Raw genomic sequence first — 12409 nt, 5'->3', positions numbered from 1 at the left:
GACTGGGACGAAGTCGTAACAAGGTATCCGTACCGGAAGGTGCGGATGGATCACCTCCTTTCTAGGGAGCAATCCCATTATTGCGTGAATGGTACGACCCAACATAGAACCACACTCGACTGTCAAGGTATTGTTTCTAAGGTATCGCCGAGCTTTGCTCGGCGATACCTTTTTTTGATTCGACCTAAACGTTCGCTTGTCAAGGTATTGTTTCATAACGGTATGGCCGAGCTTTGCTCGGCCATACCGTTTTTTTGATTCTGGCTTGGCTTAGAGGTACGGCACGATCGAGTAACGCGCAAGGATGACGATTTGTAGGTCAACCAGGAAGTGGACAAGAAAGGTCGGCCAGAATGAGCGTGCCTGGAAGTACATGACGACATAGCTTAGCGTCAAGAGGGTGTTGAGCGGTACCGTCAACCAGGTTGCACTTGTCTGGCGGGCTTCGGGCAATACTTCAGCCCAGAAAATGATGTGAATGAGGGTTACGAGGGTGAGCAAAAGAAAACTGCCGATGATGAGGCCGAGTTTTTGTTGCCAACCTGCGGACCAACGGTTGCGCCAGGCAAGCAAGACATAGAGCCAAGAGAATTGTTCCAGCGCAGCGTTGAACCCACCCCAGATCACCGCTGTGAGCCAGATGCCCCACCACGGTGCGCCTGCGTCAGCAAAGGCATTCCAGTTGCGAAAGGTGATCGCGCCGGCGAGCAAGACCCCGAGAAGAAACATTGCCCACGGCCAACGTGTCGGGCGGTCATAATCAAGTGAACCCAGTCGCCAACGATAGAGCAAAACTCCACACACGACGTAATATATAAACAGGCTTGTCAGTGCCCCCCCTGTCCAATGTAATACGCCGAGGGTAAGCCACGGTAAGCCAAAGGCGATCAAGAGGGCCAGGATGAGATCCAGGTTTGTCGTGGGCGTGTCGCCGCCAAATGGATGCAGAGGCATTGAACGGGCGGTCTGCGACGTGTCTTGACTGATCTCAATCATGAGGTGCCTCCTTCTTTGCTGGTCGTTGCCATCAGCACGAGCAGTGTTTTTACGGCGTTAGCCCAGGGCATAGTCAGTCCAATCTTCGGCGAGCATGGCGTAGCGTTCGTGGTCGCGCCATTCCCCTGCGATGAAGAGGTAACGGCGTGAGTAGCCTTCACGGGTGAAGCCAAGGCGCTGCACCAGCGCACGTGAGGCGTGGTTCCCGGGTTGGATGTTGGCTTCGATGCGGTGCAAGGTCAAGGGGCCAAAGGCAGCATCGAGGGCCAACGCAATTGCCTCGCGCATGAAGCCTTGCCTGGCATAGGCTGCTCCGATGTAGTAGCCCACGTATGCGCTCTGCAGTGGCCCGTAGAAGATCTGGCTGAGTGTGATCGCCCCCATAACTGCGCCGTCCTCCCTCTGGCAGACGAGCCTGCTCCAGGTATCTGCCTGGGCGCAACGATCGAGATAGGCGCTGAATTGCTCGGCAGTGATCGGTGGGAAGATCCAGGGCGTGTGGTGCGCAATACTCGCCTGGTTGACGTGCAAAAGCGCTGCTTTATCAGTAGGCGTTGGCGGGCGCAGAAAGACCCGGGGCAGAGTCTGTGCTTCCATTCAATGGCCCTCTTTCTCTTCGCGGTATGGATGCTTGCTGACAGTGTTATAGTACCACTGCCCTGTAAGTGTACTTAGGGCGATTGCATCTTCCGTGTATGCACCCCGGTACGGGCACCCGCAAGGGGTGCCCCTACACCGGGCCCGCCCCCACCCCGGTACGGGTACCCGCAAGGGGTGCCCCTACACCGTCCTGTACACCCGGTACGGGCACCCGCAAGGGGTGCCCCTACACCGGGCCCGCCCCCACCCCGGTACGGGCACCCGCAAGGGGTGCCCCTACACCGGGCCCGCCCCCACCCCGGTACGGGCACCCCTTGCGGGTGCCCCGTTGTATCTGGTTTCGTGTGATGCAATCGCCCTATAAGTGTAGTTTGCAAGCCTTGAGGCATATGCTTCGGTATGCTACACTTATGCGAGGAGGGCGAAATCAGTTGCCTTTCACGCTTCAAGGAGAAATTCGCAATGGCAACTGTGCGCGAAGGCAACAAAGCGGTTTTGCTGGTGGTTGATGTACAGGTCGACGTCATGAGCGAATCGTGGGAGGCTCCGAGGGTCATTCAGAACCTGGTCTAGGTTGTCGAATGTGCCCGCGCCCAGGGAGCTCCCGTGATCTGGGTGCAGCACTCAGACGAGGAACTGCTCTATGGAAGCCCAGGATGGCAATGGGTACCGGAACTTGTCCCAGCCAGTGGTGATGCGCTGATTCACAAGCATTTCAACTCGTCGTTCGAAGCGACCGATCTTGAAGCGCACCTTGCCGCATGTGGCGCAACGCATATTGTGCTGGCGGGAGCGGCCACGAACTGGTGCATTCGTGCGACGGCATATGGTGCGCTGGATCGCGGGTACGATCGGAAGCCGTGTCAAGTATTTCCGAGTGATATGCGTGTGGTGGATCTTATGCCCGAAAACCCAGGTATCTCTCGGGAAATTCCCCCTGAGTGAGTAGCATGACCAACAAAAACGTGTTATGAACCGCCGCCATCGCGTCGCCCAACCCAACGCCAGGCAGTTGCAGCGAGCGATCACCGCCCGCAAACAGGCCGAGTTGGCCCTGGCCGAACAGTTTCGCTACGCCGAGGCCCTCGGGAGTTGTTCGCGCACGCTCTTGATGGTCGGCAGCAATGTGCCTGACTGGAAGCCAATCGTCCAGCAGGTTGTCGCGATTCTGCGTGAGGCCGTTGACTGTACCCGCATCGGGTTGCGCATCTACCCTTCGTTCGATCTCATCTCCCCGCACGAAGAGAGCCTTATCTACGCCCAGCAACCCAATACCGAGCCCTTCCTGAATTATCCTACCTCACGCGATGATGCGAGACCAGAATTGGTTGAGGCTATTCTGGCGGGCAAAGTCGTCACGGGGAGCCCCGAAGAGCTCTTTACCCCTGGCAGTTCGCAGGCCATCCACTATGCGCAAAACCATGTGCGCGCCCTGATCTTGCTCGGCGTGCATATTGCAGGCGTCTGGCGCGGGCATCTCGTCGTCTCAGATCGGCAGGAACGTACGTGGAACCAGCCCACCACTCGCCTGATTCGCACCGGCCAGGAGATGATCGCCGCCTTCATTCAACAGTGGGAGACGACCAATGCGTTGCGCACCCGTGAGACCCAGTTGCGCGCCCTGGGCGACAATCTGCCCAATGGGTTTGTCTACCAACTCTACCGCGATGCTGCCTGGCACCCGACCTTCACCTATCTCAGCAGTGGCGTCGAGCGCATCCTGGCGGTTACACCCAAGGAGGGGCAGCGTGATGCGAGCAAGCTCTACGCGAGGATTCACCCTGAAGACCGTGAGCAGATCTATGCCTCCGAGCGCCACTCGGCGGCGACCCTGAGCGACAGCGTCGAAGTTGTGCGCCACATAACGCCCACCGGCGAGTTGCGCTGGCTCTACCTGTGCGAGCGTCCGCGCAGACAAAGCGATGGCAGTGTCATCTGGGATGGCATTGCACTCGATATTACCGAACGTCAACGGGCAGCAGAAGAACTGGCACACGCCCGTGATGCCGCCGAAGCAGCGGCCCAGGCGCGTGCGGTCTTCCTCGCCACCATGAGCCACGAGATTCGCACGCCGCTCCACGCGATGATCGGGATGACGACACTGCTCGAAGAGACACCCCTCAACGACGAACAGCACCACTATACGACGACGATCAGGATGGCGGGCCAGATTCTGCTCGCCGTGATCAACGACATCCTCGATTTCTCGCGCATCGAGTCGGGCCAGGTGGAGTTAGAGTTTCTCCCTTTCGACTTGCCCGCCCTGCTGGTCTCGTCGGTTGAACTCGTGGCCCATAGCGCACACCAGAAAGGTCTGGCGATCAGTTTGAACTGTGCGCCCGAACTGCCCACCTATGTCAACGGCGACGAGACACGCGTCCGCCAGGTGCTGCTCAACCTGCTTGGCAACGCGATCAAGTTCACCAGCGAGGGCGAGGTGATGCTCACGGCTACCGTTGAGCGTACGGCTGCCGACACCGCGCTCGTGAGCTTCAGCGTGCGTGATACGGGCATCGGTATTCCCTTTGCGCAACAGGTGCGCATCTTCGAACCCTTTGTGCAGGCCGACAGCAGCACGGCCCGCCGCTATGGCGGTACCGGGCTTGGCCTGGCGATTAGTCATCAACTGGCTCACATGATGGGCGGGAGCCTGGCATTGCAGAGCGAACCCGGCGTTGGCTCGACCTTCACCCTGCACCTGCCGCTCGCCGTTGTCAGGCAAGCGGCGCTGCCGCAGGCTACCCCCTCGGATCCTGCCTCCATCCAGCCGCTGCGCATCCTCGTGGCCGAAGACAACCTGCTCAACCAGGATCTCATCCGACGCATGTTGGAACGTATGGGCCACAAGATGAGCGTCGTCGCGAATGGGCATGCTGCCGTCACTGCAGTGCGTCAGACGGCCTACGACGTGGTGGTGATGGATATGCAAATGCCCGAGCTCGATGGCACGGGCGCAACCCAGCAGATCCGCGCCCTTGGGCAGACGGTGCATCAGCCGTACATCATTGCCCTGACTGCCAGTGCGTTGGCCGGGGATCGTGAACGCGCTCTGCAGACAGGTATGGATGCGTATCTGACCAAGCCGGTGGTAGGCGCCGAGTTGCGTCAGGCCCTGGCCCAGGTTGTCCCTCTGGTTGCCGCCAGTTCACCTGATCGGTCGCCCCCTTCTTCGCCCCCAACGGGATCCTTCGCAGCAACCCCGAGCATACCAACCACGCCATCCCTGAGCAGAGAGGCCAGCGTGCCCTTGATTAACTGGCGCGTGCTCGACCGTCTCCTCGAGAGTTTGGGTGAGACAGGTTCGATGCAACTTGCAACGCTGATCCACCTCTTCGACGCGACCTTGCCACCCCAACTCGCCAACCTTGCCGAGGCCGTTGCCAACCAGGATCGCGCTCGGGTCAAGGAGCTTACGCACCGTCTCCGCGGCGGCTGCCTTCAACTCGGCGCTCAGGCCCTGGCAACCCTCAGTCATCAGATCGAGCAAACCGGGAATCCGGATGAACTCCCGGTCCTGCTCGCCGAATTGCAGACTTGCTACGCGCAGACCCTCGCCCAACTGCGCGAACGCTATGTCAGGCAAGGAGGGTGACTTTGCCTTTTTATGGTATCCGGCCTTCGCCCGCGCCGCGAGGGTGATAAATCACTTCTTTCCAGACCCCGGTAATGTTGTCAGCAAAGATAATCACGAGTTCACCTGGCTCGGCCAGGTTCATCGCATAGCGCACCGCTTCGAGTTCATTGGGCACGTCGACAAGCTGCGCGGCGGGCATGCCGGCAGCGAGTGCGGCCTCGCGCAAGATGCCGATAACCTCACCGGAGGCGCGGCCACGGCGGTCATCATCTTCTTTGAGGATCAGCAGATCAAACATCGTGCCAAGAATGCCCCCGGCTTCGGCGATATCCTGGGTACGCCGATCACCAGGCGCACTCACGACGCCGATGATCCGCGGATAGGACGGGCGCAGGCGCTCGACCAGGTCGCGCATCGCTGCGAAGGCCGCCGGGTTGTGCCCGTAGTCGACCAGCACGCGGAAGGGGTGCTCGTCGAAGATGTTGAGCCGCCCGGGGGCCTGGTAGAAGCTGGTGTTGAAGGTACGTAGGCCCTGGCGAATATTCTCGATTGTCACGCCGTGCGCATAGGCAATCGCGGTTGCGGCAAGCGCGTTGGCAACATTGTGCAGCGCTTTGCCTTCGAGCGTCGCGGGGATCAGGTGCGTCCAGAGCAAGGGGATGTATTGTTCGGCGTCGTAGATGGCGATCATGTCGCCACGCACGCCAGCTTGCAAGACCACAGCGGTGCCCCCATTGGCGATATGATTTTTGACCAGATCGCTCGCACTCTCGCCGCCGTGCATGCTAAAGTAGATCAGCCGGCCTTCGGCGCGGTCGGCCATTGCCGCGACCAGCGGATCATCGGCATTGAGCACACTCGCGCCATCGTCACGCACGACTTCGATCACCAGACCCTTGATCTCGGCGATCTGTTCGACGGTATGGATGCCCCGCAGACCAAGATGATCATTCGAGACATTGAGCACTGCACCCACATCGCAACGCTCAAAACCAAGCCCCTCGCGCAGAATGCCGCCCCGCGCTGTCTCAAGCACTGCCGCCTCGATCGTCGGGTCTTTCAACACCATCCGCGCACTCCACGGGCCAGTCAGATCGCCTTTGAGGTAGAGTTCACCATCAATATAGATGCCATCGGTGGTGGTGAGGCCAACCCGCTGCCCGTGCATCTTGAGGATATGCGCGACCATGCGTGCCGTCGTTGTTTTGCCGTTGGTGCCGGTAATGCTGAGGATCGGGATGCGCGTCGGCTGCCCCGGCGGAAAGAGCATATCAATCACAAAACGAGCCACATTGCGCGGTGTTCCCTCCGAGGGCTGCAGGTGCATACGAAAGCCTGGGCCGGCATTGACTTCTACGATCCCGCCGCCAACTTCACGCAGTGGCTGCGAAATATCAGGCGTAATCACATCAATGCCTGCCACATCGAGCCCGACAATCAACGCTGCGCGCCGCGCAATCTCGCGGGTCTCGTAGTGAATCTCGGTTGTCCGGTCAATCGCCGTGCCACCGGTCGAGAGATTCGCGGTGGCCGCGAGGGCAAAACGCTCACCCGACGCTAACACGGTCGCAAGGGTATAGCCGGCCCGCTCAAGCAGCAGATCGCTCTGATGGTTGAGTTTGATCTTCGTCAAGACTTTTTCGTGCCCAAAGCCGCGGCGTGGATCGCGGTTGACCAGTTCGATCAACTCGGCAATCGTATGTTTGCCATCACCAATCACATGGGCAGGCACACGCTCAGCGACGGCCACCACCTCGCCGTTGATCACCAGCACACGATAGTCATTGCCTTGCAGAAAGGTCTCGACCAGGACATCAGAGCTATATTCGCAGGCGACTTCAAAGGCGCGTACAACCTCTTCAACCGTGTTGAGATTGAGTGAAACGCCGCGACCATGGCTGACATCGAGGGGCTTGACGACCAGTGGAAAGTCGAGCGCCTCGGCAGCGGCGGCGGCATCTTCGGCACTTCTGACGCGGCGATGGCGCGGCACCGGAAGGCCAACATCGCCCAGCAAGCGGATCGTCAACTCTTTATCGCTGGCCGTCTCGACCGCAATATATGACGTCTGCCCAGTCACCGCCGCCCGAATGCGCTGCTGATACTTGCCATACCCAAGCTGCACGAGGCTCTGGTCATCGAGGCGAATCGCAGGAATGCCCCGTTTACGGGCCTCATCAACGAGCGACGCTGTCGTCGGCCCAAGGATCAGATCCTGGGCCCGGCTGATCAGATCATCGCGTTCACGCCCAAAATCAAAACTAGCCCGCTCGTCACCCTGCAGCGCACTCGGCAGATGCTCGGGCAAGAGCGAACGCACCAGGCGTAGCGCAAGATTGCCAGCCTCGCGGCCGACCCGTTCTTCACGGTACGAATAGATCACAAAGTAGACCCCGGGCTGATCCGGCACCGAGCGCGTCTTGCCATAGGTCACCTCGGTTCCTGCGAGGCACTGCAACTCGAGCGCGATATGCTCAACAATATGGCCGATCCACGTCCCCTCGCGCAGGCGAAGTACAAACCCACCCGGCTCGCCATACGAGCAGCCGTGCTCTTGCAGTGAAGGAATCAACTCGATCAGGCGATCGGTAAAACCAGGAATGCGATCCGAAGGATACTCTTCCAACTCCTCAAGATCGAGGGTCAGACGAATCACCGGGCGATAGCCATAAGGATTTGGGCCACGAAAAATCTGCGTCTCAAGCACCCGCATATACGCCTCCGCATGGGGATTGGCTTCATACAGTGATGTGGCAGCGGTGCTGCCACATTGTTCGTATTATCGCATAGATTCGCTGGGGTGATACACACGAAGCCTGGCTTATTGCGGCGGCACACACGACGGCGGGGCCGTTAACCAGGGTGCGTAGAGGATATTGACCCCAACCGAGTCGCCGCGGCCAAGCGGATTGGCTTCTGGTTCATAGGGGCCGGTGTCACTTCCCCACCAGTTATTGCGCATATCGAGCAAAACTTCACTGGTCGCGCCACGACCGAGGCCATAGCGCAGATAGACGGGAATAATCGGTGGGACGTGCTCATCAATATAGTTATTTTCGATCCGCAGGCGCATTGGTGGCACGCCATTGGGATCAACCTGGGGTGTCTGGGTGCGCAGACCAAACCCTTGCGCATCACCGATGAGGGCATTGCAACCGACCGTGCCAAGCAGCGGGCCATTGGTCGTCAATTGCAGATTCGGTGCGCCACCGCGGATCAGATTGCCTTCAATCGCCAGGTTCAGTGTGTCGAAGGTGCTACGGTTGCTGACGCGCACCTGTGGGGCGCCCTCACTCAGACGATTGCCCCCAAAACGATTATTGGTCAGGGTTACAAAATTACCCCGCCCGAAACTCGCCTCAAGGGCCGGGCCAAAGGGCATATCATTGCCCGTTACCTCGCTATCGCGCATCTCGAGACGGGTATCAGTCAGCAGAATCGATCCACCGTTATCGGTGAAGCGGCTTGCACGGATCGTCAATTGACTGCGCTCCAGCGCCATCACCGTCCCACCAAGCCCGCCCCCGCGCACCTCGGTATGTTCGAGCACCACAAAACTATTCGGTTGCCCAAAGATCCCGCTCCAGCGTGCGCCCGTTGAACCAACAAAACGCACCGGCTGACCAGGCTGCCCAAGGGCAAGCAGTTGACCACCATCAACAAAGATTGAGACGCCTGGCGCAAGACGCACCTCGACCCCCGGCTCAATGACGAGCTCGCTCCCCCGGGCAACCTGAAGATCCCGTTCCAGCACAAGCGGACTCTCAGCGCGTGACCAGCGCACATTGCCACTGACCACATCGAAGGGCGGTGGCGGCGGCGGCCCCGGTGTCGCGGTTGGCAACGGCAGCGCCGTCGGCGCAGGCGGATCGATCGGTACCGCTGGTAGTGATGTCGCCTCGTCGGGTGGGAGTGGTTCAGACGTCGGCTGTGGCACGGCGGTCGGCTGTGGCACGGCGGTCGGCTGTGGCACGGCGGTCGGCTGTGGCACGGCGGTTGGCTGCACCACTGGGGGCGGAGGCACAGCGGTTGGCACAATCGGCGTCAACGCGAGCGTTGGCATGGGAGGGGGCGTCCCCTCACCAGTTGGCCCGGGATACCCGGGCAGCGGCGTCGGTTGCCCACCAGCCGGCCCCGGATACCCAGGCAGCGTTGTCGTAGGTTCGTCAAGATCTGGCCCTGGATAGGCCGCATCAGTTGGACTTAGCGAGGGCGGGACAACACCAACCGCATCATCGGGCGTTGCCGTCGTCTCGAGCGCAGGATCGCCAGTTGGCACAACAGGCATGGGATAGGGATAGGCAGGATCAAAGCCAGCGACAGGCGACGTTGGTTGACCAGGAGAAGGATACGCGCCCTGATCAGGCGTTGGTGAAACAACTGGATACGCAGGATCAGGGATAGTCGTAAGCTCTTCGGTGGGCACGCCAGCCTCTTCACCGGGTTGACCGCCTGGCGTAAAAAGGAAGGTCAATGCCACTGCCAGAATCAGGAACGAAAGTGCCCCAAGCAAAAGGAGCGTATCACGACTGATACGCTTACTCTGGGATTGATCGGAAAACTGCGGATCGGGTGACTGCTGATCGTCCGGTGTCACGCAAAAAGCCTCCCGTCTTGCAGACCAAACCGAGGTGCAGTGTACCACAGGGGCTTGCCTGTCGCAAGCTATACGGGATGTCGGGTAGGGGCGATTGCATCTTCCGTGTATGCACCCCGCAAGGGCCCCCGCAAGGGCCCCCGCAAGGGCCCCCGCAAGGGCCCCCGCAAGGGCCCCCGCAAGGGCCCCCGCAAGGGCATCCGCAAGGGCACCCGCAAGGGGTGCCCCTACACCGGGCCCGCCCCCCGGCCCTGTAGGGGCACCCCTTGCGGGTGCCCCGCCCCGGTACGGGTACCCCTTGCGGGTGCCCCGTTGTATCCGATGTCGTATGATGCAATCGCCCTGAAATCCTTCGCAAGACTCATTGACGTTTGCGCTAGGTGCGTTATAATAGATAGGCTAGAGACGGGGATGACTGGTATCGACAGGGAGTGAAGGTCGTAGATTGCAAGCCGTGACGCCCAGTCACGTAAAAAGGGCAATGCCAATAACTGGCAACAACAGCTACTCGGGCCGCATGGCCCTCGCTGCCTAAAAATAGGTAGTGCGCCCTCACTGACTCGCTCGATGGTCAGTGACCCGGCGTCAACAAGTCGAGTGCTCCCTGGGTGACCACCTGCTGGCCCGGGGAAAAGATAAGCGGGTTTGCCCAAAGACTGCTTTGCTACTTGTGCAGGCGCGGGCGAGCTACGAACAAATGGCTAAGCTTGTAGGATATCTGCGGCGTAGCTTTCTGGACGGGGGTTCGAATCCCCCCATCTCCACCATCGAAGGGTTTTGAGGCTTTAGGCCGAAGCACCCGTTCCGAGGCCCATCCTGCCAGCCGCCGAGCAAAGTCAGGGTGGGCTTCGTCTTGCCTACGTGCGCTCCTCGTCCGTCGGTCGCCCTACAAACTCCAGCAGATCCCCTGGCGTGCAGCTGAGTGCGTGGCAGATTTTGCCGAGCGAGTCGCGGTCGATCCGCAGCGCCGTGCCGTTCCAGATCCCGTTGGCGGAGTTTTTATTGACCCCGCTGCGCTCTGAGAGCTGCAACGATGACTGGATTACGCGCGAACGCGCCACCGCTCATCGCCATACGCAAAAAACTCATACGCCCCGCCAACCAGCGTCACGGTACGTGTCCACTCTGAACTGAACCCATCATCCCAGACGCCAACCTGCCCATTGCCGGGGGCTTCAAACTCCCAATTGTGCGCCACCCACGCATCAGGCACATGTTCCACCCAGGTTGGGCCAGCCTGACGATTCATGCCATTGAAATAGCGCACATACCAGTGCTCGGTCGCTGGGGTCGGCCACGCATACGCCTGGGCGGGCTGATCCAGTTGTACGATCTTCCTGTTTGGACATAGTACTCGTATGATGTAGCTTCCTGGTGGTCATCATGCCTCGATGGTTTGTTGCTCCTCTCTGCGGAGCATTGCGCCGTTGCGCTGTTGCGTCAACTCGGGTCAATCTTCGTTACGAACGCACTGAATTGGCTCACAGGCACAGCAGTGGGTTTGCTGCTCCCTTTGCCCCTGTTTGTTTGGCAACGGATGACAGTCTGTGGTAGGATGCCGCCACATACCCGTAGGTCGCCACTGCAGCGGCTCTGGTCGGATGGCCCGCCAGGCCCAAGACGATGCAACGAAGGTGATTTGTTTGACGCCAAGGTTTGCGGAAGTAGCATCCGCAGCTTTGCGCCTTGCCGTCTTGGCGTCAAGACGGGTCAACCTTTGTTGCAAGCGAGTGATTGCGGGACGAGGTGCGACGACCGGGCCGGTCAGCAACCGAATGGCGTACGTGCGGGCATCGCCCGTGGCAGCGACAAACTCGTCGAGGACAACCGACTTCTGCTGATGGCCAGCCTCCTGGGAACGCGGTGCCGTCTGCGCCAACAACTCACGTTTCGCTCGCTACCTCATCAGGGACTTCACGAGACAACCGACGCTCTCTCGGTTCAATTCCGTCGAGTGACATTCTTCGTGAGGCAACGATCTGGTCAAGGTTGTTCCATCGAACGTGAGGCAATGCGGGCGGTAATTCTAGTTGACATTCAGCGCCCCACCGAACGCGTGCTAGACTGGGGAACACTCTTGAGGGCCTTGATCGGGACCGTCATTCGGACGCTCGCCCGCAGCCTCCCCCCGGCGCCGGAGCCGGATCTTCCGCAGGCTGTCCAGGACGAACTCGCGGCCATGGCGCACCGCTCAGACGAGGCGCTCTGGGCGATCGCACGCAGCACGATGAACCGCGACGCGCTGGCGCTCTCCGATGTACCCCGGGATCGCAAGGAGCAAGGGTCGCTGACTCCCGAGGGCCAGCCGTGGCTCGCCCGCCTCACCCAGGACGCCGACGCGCTGGCCGTGCGGAAGGCGCACGCCTACGCGCTGCTCAAGCGCCGGGGACATCAGGTGCCCACGCTCGCCGAGTTACCTCTGACCGTGTAAACTGCCCTACGCTCGTTGCCGCCCGACGGCGCTGGATGGGTGCCGACTGGTACTGACTGGAGCAAGATCTCGCATTCAACTGACCTATCATCGACCTTGCATGGCTGCAAGGTGGACGCTTATAAGGTTTTCGGCATCTCAAAGCGATAGAACGCGATTTCTCACGTCGCAAAAAAGCCCCCGAATAGAAGAGCACGGGGGCTTTTTGCAT

At 60.1% G+C, this 12409-nt stretch carries 8 protein-coding genes, 1 rRNA gene, 1 other RNA gene and 1 pseudogene; 5 read left to right on the top strand and 6 right to left on the bottom strand.

Annotation, left to right across the window (positions count from 1 at the left end):
- A 16S ribosomal RNA gene (locus A9Q02_RS19600) occupies positions 1-61 on the top strand; the annotation flags it as partial.
- Between the two features lie 209 nt (positions 62-270).
- On the opposite strand, the gene A9Q02_RS19595 is transcribed toward A9Q02_RS19600, so the two are convergent.
- Both A9Q02_RS19595 and A9Q02_RS19590 read right to left on the bottom strand, forming a co-directional pair.
- On the bottom strand, positions 271-996 hold the full coding sequence (locus A9Q02_RS19595; protein WP_097654768.1) for a hypothetical protein: 726 nt from the start codon (positions 994-996) through the stop codon (positions 271-273).
- 57 nt (positions 997-1053) lie between these two features.
- Entirely contained in the window at positions 1054-1593 is a 540-nt protein-coding gene (locus A9Q02_RS19590) for a GNAT family N-acetyltransferase (protein WP_097654767.1), read from the bottom strand.
- Between the two features lie 591 nt (positions 1594-2184).
- Here A9Q02_RS19590 and A9Q02_RS19585 point away from each other — a divergent pair.
- Both A9Q02_RS19585 and A9Q02_RS19580 read left to right on the top strand, forming a co-directional pair.
- Positions 2185-2541 (top strand): annotated as a pseudogene (locus tag A9Q02_RS19585) (cysteine hydrolase family protein); the annotation flags it as partial.
- A 25-nt stretch (positions 2542-2566) separates the two neighbouring features.
- On the top strand, positions 2567-5188 hold the full coding sequence (locus A9Q02_RS19580) for a hybrid sensor histidine kinase/response regulator (RefSeq protein WP_097654765.1): 2622 nt from the start codon (positions 2567-2569) through the stop codon (positions 5186-5188).
- Positions 5189-5198: 10 nt separating this feature from the next.
- On the opposite strand, the gene cphA is transcribed toward A9Q02_RS19580, so the two are convergent.
- Positions 5199-7883, bottom strand: coding sequence for a cyanophycin synthetase (gene cphA, locus A9Q02_RS19575; RefSeq protein ID WP_097654764.1), 2685 nt, complete (start codon positions 7881-7883; stop codon positions 5199-5201).
- Between the two features lie 108 nt (positions 7884-7991).
- Complete coding sequence (locus tag A9Q02_RS19570) at positions 7992-9767, bottom strand: hypothetical protein (protein WP_245860757.1); 1776 nt, start codon at positions 9765-9767, stop codon at positions 7992-7994.
- A gap of 407 nt (positions 9768-10174) precedes the next feature.
- Between A9Q02_RS19570 and ssrA the strand changes: the two genes are divergently transcribed.
- Positions 10175-10534: a transfer-messenger RNA gene (gene ssrA, locus A9Q02_RS19560) on the top strand.
- Positions 10535-10624: 90 nt separating this feature from the next.
- Here ssrA and A9Q02_RS25255 read toward each other — a convergent pair.
- Together A9Q02_RS25255 and A9Q02_RS19550 are read right to left on the bottom strand one after the other, a co-directional pair.
- Positions 10625-10828, bottom strand: a complete 204-nt coding sequence (locus A9Q02_RS25255) for a helix-turn-helix domain-containing protein (RefSeq protein WP_097654762.1) — start codon at positions 10826-10828, stop codon at positions 10625-10627.
- Positions 10810-11034, bottom strand: coding sequence for a hypothetical protein (locus A9Q02_RS19550; protein ID WP_097654761.1), 225 nt, complete (start codon positions 11032-11034; stop codon positions 10810-10812). The genes A9Q02_RS25255 and A9Q02_RS19550 overlap by 19 nt, the downstream gene beginning before the upstream one ends.
- Before the next feature lie 744 nt (positions 11035-11778).
- Between A9Q02_RS19550 and A9Q02_RS23910 the strand changes: the two genes are divergently transcribed.
- A complete protein-coding gene (locus A9Q02_RS23910) occupies positions 11779-12198 on the top strand; it encodes a hypothetical protein (RefSeq protein ID WP_141509061.1) in 420 nt (139 codons plus the stop codon).
- The last annotated feature ends 211 nt before the right edge of the window (positions 12199-12409 follow it).

It is taken from the genome of Candidatus Chloroploca asiatica (genome assembly GCF_002532075.1).
GTDB classification, from domain to species: Bacteria; Chloroflexota; Chloroflexia; order Chloroflexales; family Chloroflexaceae; genus Chloroploca; species Chloroploca asiatica.
The sequence above is the reverse complement of the archived record's forward strand: the minus strand, read 5'-3'. Positions and strand labels throughout refer to the sequence as shown.

Bases quoted from the DNA above. Each gene is read 5' to 3' on its own strand.
- A9Q02_RS19595 (WP_097654768.1), bottom strand. From the start codon at position 996: ATGATTGAGATCAGTCAAGACACGTCGCAGACCGCCCGTTCAATGCCT.
- A9Q02_RS19590 (WP_097654767.1), bottom strand. From the start codon at position 1,593: ATGGAAGCACAGACTCTGCCCCGGGTCTTTCTGCGCCCGCCAACGCCT.
- A9Q02_RS19580 (WP_097654765.1), top strand. From the start codon at position 2,567: ATGAACCGCCGCCATCGCGTCGCCCAACCCAACGCCAGGCAGTTGCAG.
- cphA (WP_097654764.1), bottom strand. From the start codon at position 7,883: ATGCGGGTGCTTGAGACGCAGATTTTTCGTGGCCCAAATCCTTATGGC.
- A9Q02_RS23910 (WP_141509061.1), top strand. From the start codon at position 11,779: ATGCGGGCGGTAATTCTAGTTGACATTCAGCGCCCCACCGAACGCGTG.